Genomic DNA, 21,505 nt, shown 5'->3' with positions numbered 1-21,505 from the left:
AACAATGCACACTACTTGACTACCAATAACATAGATACGAAAAGCGACAATTGGGCAACAAAAAAATAATAAAAAAGGCAAGTATATAACAAAGAAAAACAAATTACATCGGTTAATTCCTTAAAAGAATTAGAATGCCAATAGCAATTAAATTAGGTGACTCTTTTCGACAAAATTTATTAATCGACCAAAATATTGAACTTTGTCTTTAGGATTTCAGCTATTTGTCTTGTCTGATCCGGCCCTTCGTAGGTTACTAATAACTGACCTGGGAAATGTTTGTCATACCATTTCTTTTTGGTTTCCCAATGATTTTTATATTCCGGTAAATCCAGGCGGCCAACATGCTCCCAAAAATATTCGGTTCCCTGCCAGCGGATAGTAAAATCAGGAAGATACATGGAACCATTGGGAGCAAACTTTGGTACTTCGTACTCAAAAGGAATGCCTTTGAGCTGGAGAATATTGGCAATGTTCATTTCTGATTTGGAACGAACAAAATACTTTGACAGCGTTGCAATCACCTTCTGGTCTTCGTACCAGTTTGCAGACAATGCAAAGAGTAAATCCGGTAAAGGTTCAAATTCAAATATAGAAGAGTTAATCTTGCGGATATTTGATTTTTCAATCTTACTAAGCTGTATAAAAGTGGAAACATCTTCCTGAGCAAAAATGGTAAGATGTTTCTGCGCCCTTGTTATGGCAGTATAAAGCAATTCCATTGACAATAAGGGACTGCTTTTCTTTGGCAGAATAAAATATACCCTGTTAAATTCACTGCCCTGCGCCTTATGTACCGAAATAACATATCCCAATTCAATATTTTCTTCTACCGGTTCATTGAACATGATTTTGTCATAGAAATCTTTCCTGAACCCGTAATTGATATTATAGTCATTCCGTCTGTCAAACTTCACCTGTAAATTCTTTAAGCGATAATAAGGTGAGCCCACTTTTGTTTTATCAAAAGGATGGGGAACTACAAAACCTATTTCACCATTGTAAATATCAATCTTGACATTTCTCTTTTCAGTCCAACTGTATGCACTTATTTGATTTGACTTTGGCCGGTTCCTGAATTGAATGACTTTATCATACAATGCAATTCCATCCAACTGGCTTTTCTTTGCCTGATAGCCATTAAAGAGTTCCTGAAAGAAAGTGTTCAGGTAATCTGTTCCGTAAAATTCACCCCTGTACGGTGAAAGGACTTGCAGGTATATAGGATCTGCATAATCGTTGTTAAGCCGGATGGCTTTACCCCAGATATTATAAAACTTGCCCGGTTCTGCTTCTTCCCCGGTTTGTTCCTCCAGGTCTTTAATGATAATTGATTTCAGCATCAGCTCCAGATCATCCATATCGTTCCAATACTGTACTGAAAGGTCTTTATCTATCACACCGCCCTGCTGCACTCTTTTTAATATTTGTTCCTGTTTTGCCTTATTAAAATTTTCTTCGGATTGCTTTTCCTGAATAAAGATCTCTGCTAATTCCAATATACCATTACCATCACCCTTTGCCTTATTTTCCAACTGCCGGACATTAATATCCAGCTTGCCCAAATTATCAGGGCTGCTCATCTTCATCCATTCAATTACATCTGAAAATACTTTACCATGCCCGATAGGTGGTAACTGGTTTGGGTCGCCAACAAGAATCAATCGCTGTACACTATTCCAGTTAATGCTACGGAATAAAGTGGCAAAAAGTGATAAGTCAATCATTGAACATTCGTCAACAATAAGTGTGGTAATAGAGCCATCTACTTTACCACCTCTTCGTTTAAAAGTAAAGTTGTCATTCAACCAAGCCCTGTTTTGATTTGCCAGGAATGAATGAATGGTAGATGCTGTTTTACCTGACTTTTCCTTTATGCGTTCCGATGCTTTACCCGTAGGAGCTAATAATATGATGCCAGTGCCGGCACCATGTGCTTTTTCAATACTTTTAATAATTGACTTCAGGATGGTGGTTTTTCCTGTGCCGGCAGCGCCGGCAATTACACATACCGGTTTAGTAAATACTTTCTGGCAAACTTTTGCCTGTCCCTTTAATGCCGCCTCATATTGCTCCGGCGCTTTATTGTTCAAAGGACTATTGGGGTCTTTCAACAAGTTGAAGAATGTCTTATCAGTAATCTCAACTTTTAAAGGTATATCAGCCCTTTGCTGTAACTCATTCATCACTGTTTCTATCAATCTTTCATCTTCATACACTTCAATCAGGTAGAGAAAATTTTCTTCATTATGCTTCCTGAACTTAACGGCCTTCTCAATAAACTCCGCATCTACTTCAAAATACTTAGGAGTGAATTGATGATTTTTCCAGTCGGGCAAATAACTCAGTTTGTTATTGATATGAAACAATGCTTTTGTTTGGGAAATAAAAGAATGAACTGTTTCCCTTTTCAGTACATCCACACACAATGCCCGAAAGCGTTCAGCAGCATTTTTAGGAAAGATGTTTTCAATACCTAAATCGGGGTTCGGAATGATACCATGGTCTATCGAATGAAAAGAAATATGGTCATCAATATCATCACCTACATATTGTTCGCATAGCAGGTAGGGGTTTTCAATAATATCTTTCAGCGATACATAAAGGCTGTTTTGTTCTCTCTTTACTGAAAGTATGTTGGCTATTTGTGTACCAGATAAAGCAAAGCGTACAAGGCAATTTAACAGGACATCTTTTTCTTCTTGCTCCATCAACTGCCAGTTGCGTTTTACTTCTTTTAACCTTGCAGCCGGTATTGCCACACCAGGTATTTCTGTAGCAGTGCCCGAAAGAAAATCTTTAATGTTTTGGTAAGCCAACTTATCGTGACCTTTTGGTACTCTCTTTTTGTAATAGTCAATGGCTTCAACAAAATCAATATGAGCCATTACCTCTGGCAAGCCGGGATAAGCACCCCGCTTTTTCCATAACTCTGTAAAAAGATTAAGCAGCCATTTTCTTCTTTCTTCCCAGTTCTGGGTATCATCGCCAATTTCAATCAGGTAATTCACTATTTCAATAAACCTCTCTACCAATGCCAATGAATCATCATCCGAAACAGGCCGTGTTGCATATTTAAAATTGCGCTGATAATCGGGAACCAGCACAATCCTCTCCAGCACTTCGGGCCTGTCCATGTATTTTTGATATGGTATAGCAAAGCCTTCATCCGGATAGTGAGAAGTAAGCGGCATCTGCCACACAAAACCACCTGCATTCTTTGCTTTCACTTCATCTGAAACATCTTCATAGAACTGAATCTTACCAATTTTTTTTAATCTTGAAAGCCCTACTACAACATATTTTGGCGTTTCATCTTCACTAAATGGATTACTGTAATTTGCATAATAGAATAATAGTGTCTGATCTTCTTTTAGCTGTGCAAAATAATCTTTGGCATTTTGCAGCCGGTTATCGTAATTATATTTCTGCCCTGTATTGGGCTCTCTTAATACATCTTCGGAATACATTCCTTCATAAGGCCAGATACAAACAGTTGCCTGAGGAATATCAAGAACGGCAGGTTTAGCATCTTCATTAAACCATTCCGGTGCATCTACAATTGCTTTTGTTGGCTCAGTGCTAAAGGCATTAATGCTGAGACTGCACGCAGGAAATTTATCAGTAAATGAACTGCAAGATTTACCCTTTACGTCTTCTCTTTGCTCCCATTCCAGGTCTCGCTTTTCTTTTATTGAATCGCCTGGATAAGAATGCCTGCCGATGCAATAAGTATTTTTCTCAGGTTCATTGCAAACATGACCGTTCCATCCATTGTTGTGCCATGCCACACGAATTGTAATATGCATAAGGATAGGTTTAGCTTTGGTATCTATTCTTTTCCGTTAATAGTTAACATTATTTCCCTGAAACATTCCAGTCCTGCTTCAAGATTTTCAATGATGTCACCTGCCAGTACATCCGGGTCGGGCAGGTTATCAAGGTCAGCCAATGATTTATCTTTTATCCAGGTAATATCTAAACTGGTTTTATCACGGCTGACAATATCATCATAAGTAAATTTTCTCCACCTGCCTTCAGGATTTGTTTCAGCATTAAAAATTTCTTTGCGTTTATGCCGGTTAGCAGGGTTGTAACAATTAATGAAGTCCTGCAAATCATCCAGCTTCATTGGATTTTTCTTCAGTGTGAAATGGATATTCGTTCTGAAATCGTAAATCCAAATCTCCTTTGTCCACGGGTCTTTGCTGGCTGGCTTATTATCAAAAAACAAGACATTAGCTTTTACACCCGGCTTATAGAATATACCGGTAGGCAAACGGAGGATGGTGTGCAGGTCAGTTGTCTCTAATAATTTTTTACGGATGGTTTCACCTGCTCCACCTTCAAACAAGACATTATCCGGTAATACAACTCCCGCCATTCCGGTTGATTTTAGCATTGTGCGGATGTGTTGCAAAAAATTTAATTGTTTGTTGCTTGTAGTTACCCAAAAGTCCTGACGGTTATAGGTTAAATCTTCGCTGTCCTGTTCGCCTTCAGCATTGGTAAAAGTCATGCTGCTCTTTTTACCAAATGGCGGATTAGCCAACACATAATCTACCCGCAAACCTGAATCTGCAATCAAAGCATCAGTAGGTGAAATGAAATTCTCACTATCAATATCTCCAATGTTGTGCAGGAACATATTCATCAATGCCATTCTTCTTGTACCTGCTACAATTTCATTACCGAAGAAAGTCTTATGTTTTAAAAACTTTTTCTGATCTGCATCCAATTTTCCTTTTGCGATATAGTCATATGCTGCTAAAAAGAACCCTCCCGTGCCGCAGGCCGGGTCGGCAATTGTTTTGTTGGGTTGAGGCCGCAGACATTCCACCATTGCTTTAATCAATGCCCTTGGGGTGAAGTATTGCCCTGCACCGCTTTTGGTATCTTCTGCATTCTTTTCCAGCAAGCCTTCATAGATAGTTCCTTTAATGTCGGCACCCAATACAGCCCATTGCTCTTTGTCAATCATGTCAACGATTTTATAGAGCATGGCCGGTTCTTTTATTTTGTTCTGGCTCTGCACAAAAATCTGCCCGAGTATTCCTTTTTGTTTTGAAAGGGCTGTCAGCACTTTTGTATAATGCAGTTCCAGTGCATCGCCTCTTTTTGAAGTGAGGCTTTCCCAATTGTATTCTGCTGGAATCGGCAGCTTGCGGTTATAAGGCGGCCTGCTATACTCATCTGCCATTTTTAAAAACAGCAAATAAGTTAGCTGCTCCAGGTAATCCCCATAGCCAACACCAATATCCCGTAAGGGATTGCAGAATGACCAAACCTTACTGACAATTGCGGCTGTATTTTCTTTACTCATCTTTACTTCTTTATATCTATCCGGCAATAGCCGGTAATTTTCCTAAATTGATATGTGTTGAAAACCATTGGTTATTGGTGCCCCATCCGGCTATCCGGTAATATCCGGCAGAAATTACTCCCTCATTTACTCCATCAAATACACCCTCATTACACCGTCATTTTATCCCGCCATTTACACCGACATTACCCCGTCATCCATTTATCGGGCAAGTTAAAGGGCATAAATACACCCTCATTTAGACCCATATTTACACCCTCATTTTAAGTGCGGTTTATCGGGCACTTTATAATGCCGGTTATCGGGCATATTATCAGGCATTTTATCGGGCGGTTTATCGGGCAGCTTTTAAGGCAGCTTTCTTTGTACCTTTTTTCCTGCCATATAACCACCTGCTTTCTTACTACCCTCATACACCACCAATCCACTATCCAACAGCACTTTTAAATTCTCCTTTATTGTACGTTCTGCTACACCTAATTCACTCACTAAATCCTTTGTTTTAATACCAGGTTTAACCTGAACAATTTCTATAATCCGAATAAGTCTTGCTTTAACTACATCAGTAACCTCTTTAGCAACTTCATCAATAAGCTGCCTTATTGCTGAATTATCTTCAACTACTCCCGGCGTTTGTAATTTAACCTTGCTGAAAAAAGTCAGCTTAACTGAATTACTATCTTTCGACCATACCGGCATTTTCAAACCTGCTTCTTTACATGCATCCAGTATTTTCAAAGTACCACGCCCTATTTTCTCAATATATCCCCGCAAAAAAACCATGTGGGCTATATCAGGATTAACAGGCATTGAAAGATGGTTTCTTTTTAATGCAGTTAACGGAAGCGGCAACTTTCCTGCATTAGTTATTTCAAGTTTATCGGGATATAATAAAATAGCGACGGAACCAGAGCTATTTGAGTAATCTCTATGCACAAGAGCATTCATAACACCCTCCCGAAGCGCTGACATCGGAAATAAATAATCATCATTACGTTGCCAGTTTTTTTGATTAAAACTTCGTGATAATGACAAATGCCGGTCAAAGAATTGCTGGACAGAATCTATGTTCTTAAACAGGTTACCTTCCAGTAACTGATCATCAAAATATTTTGCGCCGCCCTTTCCTTCCTGTAAGTATGCAACCCGGACCCGGGCTTGCGGCAAAAACCGGAAAGGTTTTTTAGCAAATAAGATTACAGCCGCATTGGTGAAGTAACCATTCTGATATAAGCCGAAGTATGAAAGAAAATCAATTGGTTCCTTTTTACTTTCCTTGATTCTATTATCAGTAATTGCCTTCTCCATGGTGATTTGAATTTCCTCTAAATCCAAATCTTCCAGTTCAACACCCAAAGCCGGTTGCCTTTCCCAATGAATCTCTGTTTTCTGCCGGTTATGTATTAACTCAGAAATTTCCTTTGAAGATGCCTGGACGGTATTTTCTCCTTTCCTATAATAAATAGTGCCGCCAAAAACATAAGGTTGTTTTGAACCGCCCCAAACCTTTATCAATATCAAATCTTTTTTATCAACCTTTTCTACAGAAACCATTACGGCTGCTTCAGGGATTATTTCTTTAACAAGGTATTGCTCTAATTCTTTTGTGACCTTAGCAGCATTAGCAATATGCTTCGGTAGTTTTCTTGCTGTAACACCTAACAACAATTGCCCCCCGTTATTATTGAGAAAGGAACAGATAGTTTGGCCAATGGCATCTTTACGAACACCTTCCATGAACTCCAGTTGTTCGCTTTCCTGCTGCTTCAATAATTCTTTTATAAGTTGTTCTGATTTCATGCTACCGGATTTTTCATTTGTTCAACAATAGTTCTCACTCTTTCTACATCTTCAAACTGTGTTTCGAGGCAACGGAGAATATCACCTACCCGGAAATATTCATCCACCCAATGCCCTATACGATCTGCCGGGGGAACAGCATTTAAAATAGTATCATTATAAAGCTGGATTACTCTTATATCATCCATCACATTTGTCCGCCTGAAAGTAAAAGCAGGGTTAGGGTTATCATGTTCATCAAACATATATTGCTTCAATAACTGCCTTGCAATAGCAACATCCCTGTGTGCAACAAACCAGCGGGGTTTTCTCTGATCAATTGCCCTTTTCATTTCGCTGTGTGTTATTGAAATATCTCCGGCAATAACAGCCCCGTATTGTGGCCTGATTACACCAAACACAGCATCACATGCGTCAACAGCCCGTAAACAAATTTCCTGGTTGGAAAGGCCGGGATGAACAGGAATAGTTTTCATGTGTGAGTTCCAAACTTCATAACCATAACCCTGCAGTGTGGAACATATCTGTTCCAACTGGTCTTCAAAACCATAAATGGTGGAAGCCACCATTATTTTTAATTTCTTTGGTTTTACTGCCTTGCTCATGCTTTCTCTTTCAGTTTGGTTCTTGACTTAGCCTTTTTACCATTCATCACCAATTTATTTTTTTCCTTCTCAGCATTGATGCGTTGCAGCAATATGCTGGCTGGTTCATCGTTGGGATCTTGCGGAACCAGCCTGCCTTCAAATGCTTTTTTTAATATGCTGTAATGAAGTGCATCCGCTTGCTGTAAACTCTCTTCTATCATTTCTTCAATCTTGTCACAAACGCTGAGGCGGCTTTCAATTTCTTGTAGAATTATTTTTTGTTGCTTAATTGATGGGAGCGGAATCATTAAGCTTTTTAATTCCTCAGAATTGATATTATTTACACCGCTTGAAGATTTTGCTTTCGATTCAATTTGGATACGCAAATCATGTGATGATAAAACAAGAAATAAAAACTTCGGAATAACCTTTTCCTTATTTGGTCGCAAACGGATTAAATATCCAGCATAAAGAAATTTTTCGTCCTTTTTCGTTATTAAAGCACATTTGCCGACTAAATCAACACTTCCATTAGAACGAATTGTAAGTAGGTCGCCTTCTTTAAGCGAATATGTTTCTATTTCATCCTTTTCAAATGAAGCAAATTTTAAATCCTGTGAATCTATGAACCCATTACTAATGTTCGGAATCCTCAAAACTCCCTTTCCCTTTATTTTATAATCACATTTCTTGGAGGTGCCGTATTTAGGTTGTTCAACAGTTTGTGACAACGGAACAATTGCAATAGAATTATCATTTGTTATCTTGCCTTCAAAAGCCCATTTCAATACCGCTTGCCTATAAACCTTCATTTTCTTTTTAGTATTCTCCAAATATTCTACACCTTTCTCTAAATCACTAAATAGTTCTTCTATTTTTTCAACGATACGTTTCTGCTCATTGTAAGGGGCTATTGGAATTTCGATGCTGCTATAATCATCAAACTTTAGATTTCTAAGATTATTACTTCCTCCCTGGTAGTCTGAAATTCCTCCGTATTTGTAGAAAAAAAGCAAATAATAATTTACATAACGATAATCTAAGTGAACTGAAGGTCTTGCCAGTCGCAGAAAGTTTGTACACACTTTCGGTACTTCCGGTTGAAATGAAAGAACAGATTTATCTATGACGACCGTTCTTCCAACGGGTTGATCTGGACCGCCACCGGAAATTTCAATAAGTATATCGCCTTCCTGTAATTTTCTGTTTTCAAGGCTTCCTTTTTTGATCTTACGAAGCGACGCAGTTTTACCCTTTTCAGTATTCCAGTTCTTAAACTCTGAGCCTCTTATACAATATGCCAAAGAATAATCATCATCCTTCAACTCTGGCTCTTTACCCCAATCACCTCCAATTACATAATCAAGGAGTTCAATTAATGGGACACTAATGTAGTTATGTGATATTTCAATATTCATTATGCCGCCAGTGCTTCATTTAATTCGTTAATAATATCGTTCATCTTGTCGCCAAAGAGTTGCCACATTTTTCCCTTGCCTCCTGCTGCATCAAAAGGTGTGTAATCCAAATCATCCGGCTCAAGGTGTATGCTGCTGGCAATATGTTCTTTTATCATCCGCAGCCATTGCATCTGTTCCTCATTAAACAGGTTGTGCTTCCCTGCATTCTTTTTTAATATCCATTGCTGAAAATTGCGGTCAACTGTTTTCTCGTAGCTGGTCAGTGTTTCATCCCAATCAGCCACTTTGCGTATCAGCGATACCAGTGCAATCAGTTCATTTTTGGGTGAGCCTATAGCTTTATCAATCTGCTCATAAGCCCGCCAGATAATCAGCGGAGCCAGGCTGGGTTTATCGGTCTGTAATTTTTCCAGCACTTCTTTAATCATGTTAAAGGTCAGTTCCCGGCGGCGGTAAGGCTGTGCATAGAAAATCTGCAATGCAGTGAGTTCTGTTTTATGTTCTTCAACCCATGCTTTAAACTGCTGCACCTGCTCGTTGGCTTTTTCCTTATTGTCTTTATCCCATCCCACATTCGTAATAGCATCAGGATTCTGCAAATCAATTTTCTGTTCATGGTCACGGCGAACTTTTTCAATGTACTCGTTCAACTCACCGGTAAATGTTATGGCTATATTGTTTTGCAATTCATTCTTCAACTCATTAAATCTTTTCTCCTGCTCCACCGATGCAGCCCCGGGATTTTCTTGTTCTGCTTTTGTTCGTAATGATTCCAGTGTATCGGGGTCAAAAGCATTCAGCAAATCTTTCACTACCTGCGAAACGGTTTTACCATTTGCTTTTTCTATAAACAGGTTTCTTTCTTTTTCGGTGATTTGCTTGTTCAGTCTTGCCAGCCTGCCTGCAAGTGTGGTAAACAAATCTTCATCTCTTGCACCCACTGCTATAGAGCCTAATAAATCTTTCAGCGGCACACCGGGCTTTTTCTCCAACGGGCGGCTATCGGTTTTTAAACTTTTGGTAACACCAATGGCATCTACAATGATGAAATGGTCTTTGCTGTACTTAGCGGCAGGAGATACTTTCTTCAAATCATCGGGGTCAATCGTCCTGGTGCCACGGCCTTTCATTTGCTCAAAGTAGTTGCGGCTTTTTACATCTCTCATAAAAAGCAAACATTCCAACGGTTTTACATCTGTGCCGGTGGCAATCATATCTACTGTAACAGCAATACGGGGATGAAAGTCGTTACGGAATTGTGCCAGCACAGACTTGGGGTCTTCTGTTGCTTTGTAGGTTATCTTTTTACAAAACCTGTTTTCTTCTGCAAACTCATCTCTTACTATTTGTATGATGTCATCTGCATGGCTGTCGGTCTTTGCAAAAATTAATGTCTTGGGAACTTCATACTCACCTTTCTCATTGTAGCGGTCGGGAAACATTTCAGGCAAATGTTCTTTGAAAGTGCGGATGATGGTTCTTATCTGGTTTGGGTTCACAATATCTTTATCCAGTTGCTTATTGGTGTAGGATTCATCTTCATCCTGCATTTCCAGCCGCTTTTTCCGGGTGAGGCGTTCCCTGTGTTCAATGTACTCGCCTTTCCACAAGGTGGCTCCCTGTTGTGTTATTTGTGTATCTATTATATAAATATTGTAGCCAACATTCACACCATCCGCAACAGCCATTTCATGTGAGTATTCAGAAACGAGGTTCTGGTCAAAATAGGCAACGGTTCTTTTATCCGGTGTAGCTGTCAATCCTACTTCAAACGCATCAAAATATTCCAACACCTGTTTCCATAAGTTGTAAATGCTGCGGTGACATTCATCTATTACAATAAAATCAAAAAACTCAATCGGCAATTTCTCGTTGTATTCCACCGGCGGCACTTCTTTGGGCTGCCATTTTTCATTGGGGTTATCTTCCTCTGCTGCTTCATCCAGTTCTGCACCTTTCAATACGGCATACAATCTTTGAATGGTGCTGATGTAAACCTGATTATCTGTTGGAATGTAACTTGATTTCAAACGATGCACTCCATACAGTTCAGTGAACTTGCGGTTATCATCATTGGGTTGAAATGCCATGAATTCCTGTTCGGCCTGTTCACCCAAATTTTTGGTATCAACCAAAAACAAAATCTTTTTTGCATTGGTGAATTTCAGCAAGCGATAAATAAAGCTGACAGCTGTAAAAGTTTTACCGGAACCGGTAGCCATTTGAATCAATGCTTTTGGACGGGCATCTTTAAAAGATTTTTCCAGTTTGTTGATCGCTTTTATCTGGCAATCTCTTAACCCTTCTTCGGTCAGAATGGGTAAATCTTGGAGACTTGCCCTTAACGATTTTCCTTTCTTTATCCAATCCCTGAAAGTTTCCGGTCTGTGAAAAGCAAATACCGGGCGGGACCGGGGTTTCGGATCACGGAAATCGGTGAACCTTGTCAGTTCGCCGGTGCTTTCATATACGAAAGGCAGCTTCTCATTATCCAGGTATTTTAATTTGGCCGAAGCATAATCTTCTGTTTGTTCTTCATGCATGGTAAGCCTGTGGCCTTCTTCTTCTCTTTTTGCTTCAATAACACCTACCGGTTTCCCATCAACAAATAAAACATAATCAGCCGGGCCGGTATCGGTAACATATTCCCGGATGGCCACACCAGGACCAGCCAACACATTCTTCTTCTTAAAATCCTGAATAAGCCAGCCGCAAGCAATCAATTGCTCGTCTATTCGGTCTCTTGCCAGTTGTTCAGGATTTTGATTCATCCGGTGGTTGTAAATTATTTTTTCTTTTTTGTTTTTAATTTTTCTTCTGCCGCTTCCATTGCTTTAAGAGCAAGGTCTTCATCTTTTACTACATCATATAGCTGGTCTGCCAACCAAAGCGTAAGCAGTTCTTCCCTGTTGCACTTCAGTATTTCTGCCAGCTTGGCTATCTGTTCCTTTTTGGCCGTTCGTTCTCCCCTTTCAATTTTACTCAGCAAAGGAGTATCTATTTCCAGCAAAGGGGCAACTTGTCTTAACAGCAAATGATGTTGTTCCCTTAATTGCCGTACCCGGTCACCAAATTGATTCGCCACTATTTTTTACTTTTTAAAAAGTGAAAAGCCTTAAATTAAAAACCATGTACCAATATTTAATTGCTGACTTGCCAACTATTGACAAATATAATCATTGGATAAGAAAAGAATCGCCAGATTAAATCATTTGCAGATTTTCATAAGCATCCACTATGAAAGAAGTAACAATTAGCTCATAACAGAGCCAATATATTGAATATCAAATCGTGAGAATCAGGCAACAAATTAACAACTTGGGCCACAACCGGGCAACAAAAACGCCGAAAGAAGAGCAATTAAAAGCAAATAAGTGCAAATAACAGGCTAAGCAAACTGAGCCAATTCACTAAAAATCAAACAAAAGCAAATAAACAGTAAACAAGAACAAACAATATCACTTCCCAATACAAAACTTCGAAAAAATATAATCCAACTGCTCCTCATTTGTAACCTCCCCGGTGATTTCGCCGAGATAGTAGAGACAGCGACGGATGTCGAGGGCGAGAAGGTCGCCGGGAACATGGTTGTCGAGACCGGCAACGATATCGGACAGAGAGTCGTTTACCTGCTTGAGCGAGGCGTAATGACGGGCATTGGTGACAATGGTGCTTTCGGTATTGACCGTGCCTTCAAGGACTTTGTCGACAAGCCTTTCTTTGAGAAGGTCAACATGTAAATGAGTGCGGGCAGAAATATACAAGACACTCTCGCCGGGAAATTTGGCCGAGGCCTTTTCCTCACCCAACGTATCTACCTTATTGCCTACGGCAAGGAATCGGGGATTGGCCTCCTGAATGGTAGCGAGTTCGGTATGGAGTGTGGCCGCCGTTTCAGCGGATACATCAAACAGATATAATACGAGGTCGGCTGACCGCATCTTCTCCCGGCTTTTCTCCACCCCCATGGTTTCAATGGTATCTACACTGTCGCGGATACCCGCGGTGTCAATGAGCCGGAACAGGATGCCATTGATATTGATGAGTTCTTCGATGGTATCGCGGGTGGTACCGGCAATATCGCTTACGATCGCCCGGTTCTCATTGAGCAGGGTATTGAGCAAAGTGGATTTTCCGGCATTGGGCTTGCCCACAATGGCTACACTGACCCCGTTGCGAATTACATTCCCCAACTGAAAGGACTTTAGCAGGTCATTGACCAATACGCGGGCCTTTTCGAGCAAGGCACAGAACTTGGTACGATCGGCAAACTCCACATCTTCCTGCGAAAAATCAAGCTCTAATTCAATCAGAGCGGAGAATTGGAGCACCTGTTCCCGCAACTCCTTTAAGGCATTGGAAAACCCTCCCCGGATATGGTGCAGGGCGGTATTGCGACTGGCCTCACTATTGGCGGCTATCAGATCAGCCACTGATTCGGCCTGGGCCAGGTCCATTTTGCCTTTTAAAAATGCACGCTGGGTGAATTCCCCGGGTTTGGCCAACCGGGCCCCTTGTCCTATCAGGGCCTGTATGACCTGCTCCTGCACAAAAGGAGATCCATGACAGGATATCTCCACCACATCCTCTCCTGTATAGCTCCGGGGGCCTTTATACAGGGATATCACTACCTCGTCCAGCAAGGTATCCCCGGTTTTTAAGTAGCCTACATGGAGCGTATGCGTGGCCTGAGCCGATAAGTCTTTGGATGGAAACAATGCATTGACCATGGCAATGGCCTTATCCCCGCTTACGCGTAAAACGCCAATGGCACCAATTCCGGGTGGTGTGGCAAGGGCAAGGATGGTATCGTTCCAGGAGGTGGAGATGATTGGGGAATTTGAAAATTTGAGAATGAATGTGATGCAAAAGTAGGGATGAAATAAATAGAAAATGGCCAGATGAAATCAATTCATCTGGCCATACTTATTTCAATTAAAGAAAATCAAATACCCCTAATCCTCAAATCCTTAAATCCCAAAATCCTCAAATCCTGGTCTGTCGGTTACTGCTCTTCCACCACAAACGTAATCGGCTGGCGGCGGTAGGCATTTACTTTACGTCCGTTCTGAACGGCAGGTTCCCAGGATGGACCTTTCTTGATGATCTTAACGGCTTCGTCTTCCATTCCAAAACCGTGTTTGGACAAGGCGCGTACATCGCTGATATTTCCTTGTTTGTCCACGATAAACTGAACGGTAACGGTATAAGTGCCGGCGGGGGCTCCGTTATCAACGGGAACGTTGGGATCGAGGTTTTTGCGGAGATAGTTGGCCCAGGCCCTTTCCCCACCGGGGAAGGAGGCTTCGATCTCTACTTTCTCAAATACCTTGTTCTCGTCTTCGGGTTTCTTTTCTTCGATGATCTGTTTACCCTGGTCGATGACCGGAACGGCGATACCTTCATCTTTGATACCTTCCTGGTTCACGATATCGATCTTGGTGTCTTCGAGTTTTTCCTGCTCTGGTGGAATATCCTCTTTCTTCACTTCCTCATCCTTTACGATCTTGGGAGGGGTGAATTTGGTCATTTCCACTTTGGGGGGCTCCTTTACCGGGGGCGGGGGAGGCGGGGGCTCCACTTTCTTTTCTTCGGGTTCCTCGATCTTGGCCAGCTCCACAGGGTTGATTTTTACCTTCTCACTCCTGTTCTTTTTGATCTCACTGGCCAGCAAGGACCCACCCAGGGCGAGGATGGCGACCAGGGCTGTGCTCAGGAGGGCGATCGTGAGGCGCTTTTTGTAGGTCTTGCGCAACTCATATGCCCCATAGGCCTTGTTTCTTCCTTCGAAGATCAGGTCCAGCAGGTCACTGGTCAATATTTTATTTACGTCCATTGTCTTGTTTTTGAATTAGATGCAATTCTTTTCTTTTTCCATAAAGGACTACTGTCCGCCTGAAGCCCCTTCGGTCTTGGCGATCAATTCATCCTCTACGGGGGAAATATTCACGAGCGCAAAACGCTTGATATTGTTGATGGTCATCTCATCCAGTATATCCACGGTATTTTTGTACGTAGATTCTTTATTGGGCTTGATTACCACTACCATATCGGCCTGTTTACACTCATCTTCGGCCTCAGCGCGGGTTTTTTCCCGGCCTCTGGCTTTGGATTCCGTGAGTTTTGTCTCCACACATTTCGGGTCATTCACGTAACGGCTGATCACATCTTTCTTTTTGTTGATGATAATCTGACGTAATTCGCTGAATTTCACCGATTTGAAATTGGAGGCATCGGGGGCTAGTTCGCCCTCATAATAATAGGCGGTATTGTCCTTGGCCAGGAGGATGGTTAAGGCGCCGGATTGCTTGGCTTTGTTTTGATCTTCGTCCTTTTCGGTATCCTTCGGCATGAACAGGTCCATTGTGGAGGGGCTGCTCATGGTTGTGGTAAAGATAAAGAACGTGATCAGCAAGAACCCGAGATCCACCATCGGTGTCATGTCGATACGGGTCGACATTTTTTTGGCCTTTTTCACACCCGGTCCTTTCTTATGACCGCTATCACCACCACCGGTATCTATACTTGCCATAAAATCTTTTTACAGGTTAAATAACTATTTACGTTGCGATAAAATAGCCTTGTTCAGGCGGTCACGATCCGTATTGGCAGGAACGCCTTCCGGTGTCGTTACCAGGTTGAACTTGTAAATATCATTCTTCTTAAAGGCGTTGAGCACCTGGTCGAAGATGGGATATTTGGTGTTGTTGTCTCCTTTGATCAGGTAGTTGGTCTTTTTCCCGGCCATAACGCTAATGGCGTCACGGATCCAGAAATAAAGTTCACCGCCCAGGGAGTCATTCACCGGGATGCCTGGCATTTTTACCCGCTTCATCTCCTCTTCGTTCATGGAGAGGTAGCTTTTCAGCTGGGCAATGGGCATTCCCACGGCTGGAACCTTGTTTTTGAATTTGGTCATTTCCTCCTGAGTCAGTCCCAGGTTACGGGTTGTGTTCATATTACTGATCACATCGTATTTAAGCTGGGGGCTGGCCTGGACCAACATTTCGAAGAAAACGCGTCCGGCGCTGTCCACGGAGACCAGAATGGCATCATTATCAGGCAACAATTCAGTAGACACAGAATTCGGCGTAGTAATTTCGGCCGCTTCCGGTGGCTTGAATTTGGTGGCCATGATAAAGAAGGTAAGGATCAGGAAGGCCACGTCCACAAAGGGGGTCATGTCCACATCCGTACTCTTCTTTGGTATCTTAACACTTGGCATGTTTCAAACATTTAATAATTGAGATTCAATTTTTACCTTTTTCCATAATCCGGAACCCTGCTATTATTTGTACAGGGAAGCGAAGCTCTGGGTCAGTGTAAAGCCTGATTCGTCAATGCCGTAAGTGATTGAATCGATCTTGGTAGTGAAAACGTTATACATGATCATCGCGATAGCCGAAGTACCGATACCGAGGGCGGTATTATACAGGGCTTCCGAGATACCAATCGCCAGGGCAGCTGCGTTTGAACCACCACCTTCATCGGAACCAAGGGCAGAGAAGGAGCGGATCATACCCATTACCGTACCCAACAGGGCGATCAGGGTACCTACCGAGGTGATCGTGGAAAGGAATACCAGGTTCTTTTGGAGCATGGGCAATTCGAGGGCAGTAGCTTCTTCTACTTCCTTCTGAATAGCCAATACCTTTTGTTCTGTATCCAGTTCATTATTCACGGTCATTTCTTTGTAACGACGGAGACCGGCGCGCATTACATTCGCTACGGAACCACGTTGTTTGTCGCACTCAGACAGAGCGGCTTCCACATTGCGGTTGGCCAGGTGATACTGTACTTTGCGGATGAAGTCGGCAATAGAGCCGCTACCCAATGCTTTACGAATGGTCAGCAAACGTTCGATAGAAAATACTACAACCATCAGGAACATACCGATCAGAAGGGGAACGATGATACCACCCTCATAGATACGGTGAAGAGCGTTCTTGGGTTCTTTGTGGTCAGGCCAGAATCCACCATCCTTATCGGGGATCCCAAATCCACTATCAGCGCCGAGTACAAAACGCCAAAAAGCGTAACCAGCAATAATACATAGAATGGGGGCAAGCCAGGAAATCGCATTCGAGCTTTTTTTCACTTGCACAGATGTCGCCTTAACTGTAGCTGCGGCAGTCGGTTTTGTGTCAGCCATGATCTTTGTTTTTAATTTTTAAGTTTAGAGAATTCAGTCCAGAATAAAGAGGTACAATTCTACTGAAAAAAGTTAATTACAAATTGGTACCTATTGGTTTTTTTTAAACAGGTGGTCAAGTTAATGATTTTTTAATAGGAAACAATTCTTTAGGTCAGAAAATAACCTGAGTTTGATCAGTGAATTACAGCTCTTTATGAGGGAAAAATAGCCTAACACCTATTCGTATCGGAGAGCCTCAATGGGATTGAGTTTCCCGGCTTTGAGTGCAGGATAGAGACCTGCCAGGAGTCCGACAAGGCTGCAAATGGCAATACCCAGCCCTACCCATTGCCAGGGGACCACAAATCCGGTGTTGAAAACCGTTGCGGCAAGGTTGCCCAGTAAAATACCTAATATGATACCAAACAAGGCTCCAAGGAGACTGATCAAAATAGCTTCGAGCAGGAATTGAAGACGGACGGAACTGCTTTTGCCACCAATGGCCTTTACCAACCCAACTTCCTTGGTTCTTTCCGTCACGGATACAAGCATAATATTCATCAGACCGATTGCGGCCCCGATAAGCGTGATCAATCCGATAACCGTGGCTGAAATGGTCAGAAAGCCAAGACTGTTGATGGCTTTCTCCGCCACACTATCATTTCGATCGATCACAAAATTATTTCCTTCTGTTGTGGTGAGTTTGCGTACAGCCCGAAATACCCCTTCTGATTCGCCCATGGCTTCTTCGACCTGATTCACCTGATCGGTCATGATGGCAAGGGTATAGGAGAAACCGGAATTGAATTGCTTTTTGGAATTGATATAGCCTGTAATGAAAATATTGTCACGGCTAAACCCAAAGGAAGATCCCCGACTGGCCAATACACCCAACACGCGATAGGGAATATTATTCATTCGCACAATGGCATTAACAGCCTTCTCTGGTTTTCCCTTAAAAAGGTTATTGGCCACATCATACCCCACAATACATACATAGCGCCCACTGTTCACATCTTGTATGCTCATGTTCCGACCAGCCAATAATTTAAATCCGTTCAGCGCGAGGTAATTTTCATCGGCCCCAAATACAAATACATTGGGACTTGTTTTCTTGGACTCAAAGGAGACGAGTCCATTTCGTTGGGCAAAGGCAGAAATGCCTACGGTTGCCGGAAATTTGAAATGTTGTTTGAAAAGCTCGGCCTCTTCTTTTGTGATAATCCGACCGATGCTTGATTTTTTTTCTTTCTTCTGTCCTTTCTTTTCTTTCTGAATCTCATTTCCGCCGCCACCAAAGCGAATATTCCGCTCCCGGTAACGAATGGTAAATCCATTGGCCCCCATGGTGGAAAAACTCTCCGTGAGTTTTTGGTTCATGGCCTTTATCGCGGTAATGATCCCGATAAGCGCCATGATCCCAACCGCGATGATCGCCACGGTGATACCGGTACGGAGCTTATTGCCTCGTACGGAACGCCAGGAGAGGGATAATATATCGCGGGTGACCATGGTGTAAAGGTAGGAAATTGGTTGGAGAGATGTTAGATGTTAGATGTTGGATGTTGGGTGACAGAAGGCCGTCATCCAACATCCAACATCCATCATCCAACTTCTGCTATTTTGGATCAAGAGCCTCATCAATCCTCGACACCAGGTCCTGCAGATGATAGCGGGTCATGGAATCGGGATTGGAAGAAGCGGCAGCACGGGCTTCGCTGCGCAATTGCGACAGATGGGCCCTAACAACGCTCTTGATGTCTGATTTGTCAATATTTGAACCACCCAGGCTAATTGCTCCGCCACCAAGAGAGATAGTCGGAGATGCCGGAGGATTGATCAGTCCGCTCAATTGAGACACATAGGATTTCTGCAGATTTCTGCGATAGATATCCACGGGCTTGTTCCCAGAGAGTTCGCTGAAAATTCCTTTCTTCAGGTCACCCAGCAAATCAGTGATCCGGTAAGCGGCTGTGCCGAGATTGGATTCAGCCTCTACCAGTTTGGTGAGTGTTCCTGTGCTCAACAATGAGCGCAACACATTGTCCTGGATGCCACCGATCACAGTAAGTCCGGATTGACCTGTACGGGCAAAAATGTCCTTATTGATCAACCAGGTTGGTGTGGTAAACAATTGCTGATTAAGGAAGGAAACAGCGCTTTGCTGGTTGGCTTTGGGTACGATCTCGTACACAGAGCCGGATTCCTCCACTGTTTTCGGTGTGCGGTAGATTCCACCTACATGACGGGATACATGTCCCATATAGCGGTTGAACTGACCACTCACCTGAGAATACATATTACGCAGGTTGCTGTAATCCTCATTGGGTTCTTTGGTCCACTCGGCCAATTGGGGAACGATACGCTGCAGGTTCTTGATACCATACTGACTGGCTTTGATATTATCACTGCTCAGGTCTTCTGACTGGCTACGTGGATCATCGCGATTGGCTTCCCCATCACCCCACCAGAGACGGCGGTTCTTGAGTTTTTCGATCACCCAGTTATTAACATGGGTTTTCTCGGCCTCGGGGCTGCTGTATTGAGGGAAACGACGGTAACCCCATTCAATGGCCCACTGGTCGTAATCACCGATCTTAGGGAACATACCCGCACGGGTAATATTGTCTTCAGGTTGGGCTACATAGTTGAAACGGGCATAGTCCATGATCGACGGGGTATGTCCATTGGCTTCTACCCATGCTTTGTTCCGCAGGTTCTCTACGGGTACAGTGGAGCTGGAACCAAAGTTGTGACGGAGACCAAGGGTATGTCCTACCTCATGTGAAGAAACAAAACGGATGAGTTCACCCATCAGTTCATCATCAAAATTCATTTTGCGGGCACCGGCATCGCTCATGGAAGCTTGTACCATGTACCAGTCGTGCACCAATTGCATTACATTGTGATACCAGTTGATATGGCTTTCCATGATCTCCCCACTACGCGGGTCAGCAATACTGGGGCCACTGGCATTGGGGATGGCGGATGATTTATAAACGATCGCTGAGTTACGGGCATCATCCAGGCTCCAGGTGCTATCCTCTTCCCATGTGGGGGCGCGTTTAGCCATGATGGCATTTTTGAAGCCGGCTTTTTCAAACGCAATTTTCCAATCATTCACGCCCTGCATCAGGTAGGGTACCCATTTTTCGGGGGTAGCAGGGTCAATATAAAACACAATGGGTTTCTTGGGCTCAACCAATTCACCACGCTTATATTTTTCCATATCCTCATCCTTAGGCTCGAGGCGCCATCTTTTAGCCAGGCGAATGGATTTTACACCCTGGGGATTGGCATCAAAATCGGTATACCCCACAGTGAAATAACCAACCCTGTCATCGTAATGACGGGCCTGCATGGGAACCTCGGGTAAAATAACCATGGAGCTATTCAGTTCTACGGTCAGGTTGCCGGTGGGGGCTGCCCCGCCAGCTGCGCCGGGTGAAGGAGCACGGCCATAGGTTTTCACGGTTCTGATCTCTACATTGATAGGGAAAGAACGCATGGAAACGATGTAGGATTTATCTGCCTGCATACCACCGATCGATAAAGCCCTTTTCAACCCGCTGTTGAAATAAAGAACTTCATTATCACTGGCCACAAAGCTGGTGACATCAATGACCGTGCTGGCTGAATCCTTTCCAAATGCCTTCACCTCAAAAGAGGCAACAATCGGCTGTACATTGGAATTGGAAACAGAACGGAACATCGGAGAAGAAGAATCCTTAGAATATTCGGCATAGGAAATTTCGCGCAGGAACACTCTGTCATCGGGTCCTTTTTCAAACCGTACTATATTCTCGCCGATCTGGTCGCCACCATAACCAAAGAATCCACCGGCACGCATTTCCGCAGCAGCCTTGGATAAACGATTAACCACCAGGATATCCCGGCCAAGCAGGGAATTTGGCACTTCAAAATAATATTTGTCTTCTACTTTGTGCACCGTGAACAGACCTTCATCAGATACTGCTTTGGCAGTAATGACTTCTTTATAAGGTTTGGGGCCGGTGGCAGGGCGCGCAGGCGGAGTGGGTTTCTTGGTGGTGTCCGCTACGGCCGGCGCGGCAGGTGGAGTGCCTGTACGGCGCTGTGCGAACATTGAAAAAGACAGCAAGGTAACCCCAGCAGCCAATATCAGTTTTTTGTGGTTCATGTGTTTAAGTTTTGGAAAAAAGGTTATTGACGAATATACTGGAATATGTATTCAATCGCCCTTCAGGGGGCCGTTTTCTTG

At 42.9% G+C, this 21,505-nt stretch carries 14 protein-coding genes; all 14 read right to left on the bottom strand.

Features of this window, described 5'->3' with window-relative positions:
- Nucleotides 1-179: 179 nt before the first annotated feature.
- Nucleotides 180-3,809 (bottom strand): AAA family ATPase, encoded by a 3,630-nt coding sequence (locus J0M30_06355; GenBank protein ID MBN8667111.1) that lies wholly within the window; start codon nt 3,807-3,809, stop codon nt 180-182.
- Nucleotides 3,810-3,832: 23 nt separating this feature from the next.
- A complete protein-coding gene (locus J0M30_06350; protein ID MBN8667110.1) occupies nt 3,833-5,323 on the bottom strand; it encodes an SAM-dependent DNA methyltransferase in 1,491 nt (496 codons plus the stop codon).
- Nucleotides 5,324-5,671: 348 nt separating this feature from the next.
- On the bottom strand, nt 5,672-7,123 hold the full coding sequence (locus tag J0M30_06345) for a putative DNA binding domain-containing protein (GenBank protein ID MBN8667109.1): 1,452 nt from the start codon (nt 7,121-7,123) through the stop codon (nt 5,672-5,674).
- A complete protein-coding gene (locus tag J0M30_06340; GenBank protein ID MBN8667108.1) occupies nt 7,120-7,728 on the bottom strand; it encodes a DUF4062 domain-containing protein in 609 nt (202 codons plus the stop codon). Before J0M30_06340 ends, J0M30_06345 begins: the two co-directional genes overlap by 4 nt.
- Nucleotides 7,725-9,128, bottom strand: a complete 1,404-nt coding sequence (locus tag J0M30_06335) for a restriction endonuclease subunit S (GenBank protein MBN8667107.1) — start codon at nt 9,126-9,128, stop codon at nt 7,725-7,727. The genes J0M30_06340 and J0M30_06335 overlap by 4 nt, the downstream gene beginning before the upstream one ends.
- Nucleotides 9,128-11,902: a DEAD/DEAH box helicase family protein gene (locus J0M30_06330; protein ID MBN8667106.1), complete on the bottom strand. Its 2,775-nt coding sequence runs from the start codon at nt 11,900-11,902 to the stop codon at nt 9,128-9,130. The genes J0M30_06335 and J0M30_06330 overlap by 1 nt, the downstream gene beginning before the upstream one ends.
- 14 nt (nt 11,903-11,916) lie before the next feature.
- Nucleotides 11,917-12,219: a helix-turn-helix transcriptional regulator gene (locus J0M30_06325; GenBank protein ID MBN8667105.1), complete on the bottom strand. Its 303-nt coding sequence runs from the start codon at nt 12,217-12,219 to the stop codon at nt 11,917-11,919.
- Between the two features lie 370 nt (nt 12,220-12,589).
- Nucleotides 12,590-13,963, bottom strand: coding sequence for a tRNA uridine-5-carboxymethylaminomethyl(34) synthesis GTPase MnmE (gene mnmE, locus J0M30_06320; protein MBN8667104.1), 1,374 nt, complete (start codon nt 13,961-13,963; stop codon nt 12,590-12,592).
- Between the two features lie 173 nt (nt 13,964-14,136).
- The gene (locus J0M30_06315; GenBank protein ID MBN8667103.1) at nt 14,137-14,967 is read right to left on the bottom strand and encodes an energy transducer TonB; all 831 of its coding nucleotides are present in this window, start codon (nt 14,965-14,967) and stop codon (nt 14,137-14,139) included.
- A 48-nt stretch (nt 14,968-15,015) separates the two neighbouring features.
- Complete coding sequence (locus tag J0M30_06310; protein ID MBN8667102.1) at nt 15,016-15,663, bottom strand: biopolymer transporter ExbD; 648 nt, start codon at nt 15,661-15,663, stop codon at nt 15,016-15,018.
- A 24-nt stretch (nt 15,664-15,687) separates the two neighbouring features.
- Nucleotides 15,688-16,356 (bottom strand): biopolymer transporter ExbD, encoded by a 669-nt coding sequence (locus tag J0M30_06305; GenBank protein MBN8667101.1) that lies wholly within the window; start codon nt 16,354-16,356, stop codon nt 15,688-15,690.
- Nucleotides 16,357-16,419: 63 nt separating this feature from the next.
- Nucleotides 16,420-17,283 (bottom strand): MotA/TolQ/ExbB proton channel family protein, encoded by an 864-nt coding sequence (locus tag J0M30_06300; GenBank protein ID MBN8667100.1) that lies wholly within the window; start codon nt 17,281-17,283, stop codon nt 16,420-16,422.
- 219 nt (nt 17,284-17,502) lie between these two features.
- The gene (locus tag J0M30_06295; GenBank protein MBN8667099.1) at nt 17,503-18,777 is read right to left on the bottom strand and encodes an ABC transporter permease; all 1,275 of its coding nucleotides are present in this window, start codon (nt 18,775-18,777) and stop codon (nt 17,503-17,505) included.
- 106 nt (nt 18,778-18,883) lie between these two features.
- Nucleotides 18,884-21,370 carry a zinc-dependent metalloprotease gene (locus J0M30_06290; GenBank protein MBN8667098.1) on the bottom strand — a complete coding sequence of 829 codons (2,487 nt, stop codon included), beginning with the start codon at nt 21,368-21,370 and terminating at the stop codon, nt 18,884-18,886.
- Nucleotides 21,371-21,505: the final 135 nt, after the last annotated feature.

It is taken from the genome of Chitinophagales bacterium, assembly GCA_017303415.1.
Classification (GTDB): Bacteria; Bacteroidota; Bacteroidia; order Chitinophagales; family Chitinophagaceae; genus SpSt-398.
Note: the sequence above shows the minus strand (reverse complement) of the source record. Positions and strands in the feature narration are given on the sequence as shown.

Bases quoted from the DNA above. Each gene is read 5' to 3' on its own strand.
- J0M30_06355 (MBN8667111.1), bottom strand. From the start codon at position 3,809: ATGCATATTACAATTCGTGTGGCATGGCACAACAATGGATGGAACGGT.
- J0M30_06350 (MBN8667110.1), bottom strand. From the start codon at position 5,323: ATGAGTAAAGAAAATACAGCCGCAATTGTCAGTAAGGTTTGGTCATTC.
- J0M30_06345 (MBN8667109.1), bottom strand. From the start codon at position 7,123: ATGAAATCAGAACAACTTATAAAAGAATTATTGAAGCAGCAGGAAAGC.
- J0M30_06340 (MBN8667108.1), bottom strand. From the start codon at position 7,728: ATGAGCAAGGCAGTAAAACCAAAGAAATTAAAAATAATGGTGGCTTCC.
- J0M30_06335 (MBN8667107.1), bottom strand. From the start codon at position 9,128: ATGAATATTGAAATATCACATAACTACATTAGTGTCCCATTAATTGAA.
- J0M30_06330 (MBN8667106.1), bottom strand. From the start codon at position 11,902: ATGAATCAAAATCCTGAACAACTGGCAAGAGACCGAATAGACGAGCAA.
- J0M30_06315 (MBN8667103.1), bottom strand. From the start codon at position 14,967: ATGGACGTAAATAAAATATTGACCAGTGACCTGCTGGACCTGATCTTC.
- J0M30_06310 (MBN8667102.1), bottom strand. From the start codon at position 15,663: ATGGCAAGTATAGATACCGGTGGTGGTGATAGCGGTCATAAGAAAGGA.
- J0M30_06305 (MBN8667101.1), bottom strand. From the start codon at position 16,356: ATGCCAAGTGTTAAGATACCAAAGAAGAGTACGGATGTGGACATGACC.
- J0M30_06300 (MBN8667100.1), bottom strand. From the start codon at position 17,283: ATGGCTGACACAAAACCGACTGCCGCAGCTACAGTTAAGGCGACATCT.
- J0M30_06295 (MBN8667099.1), bottom strand. From the start codon at position 18,777: ATGGTCACCCGCGATATATTATCCCTCTCCTGGCGTTCCGTACGAGGC.
- J0M30_06290 (MBN8667098.1), bottom strand. From the start codon at position 21,370: ATGTTCGCACAGCGCCGTACAGGCACTCCACCTGCCGCGCCGGCCGTA.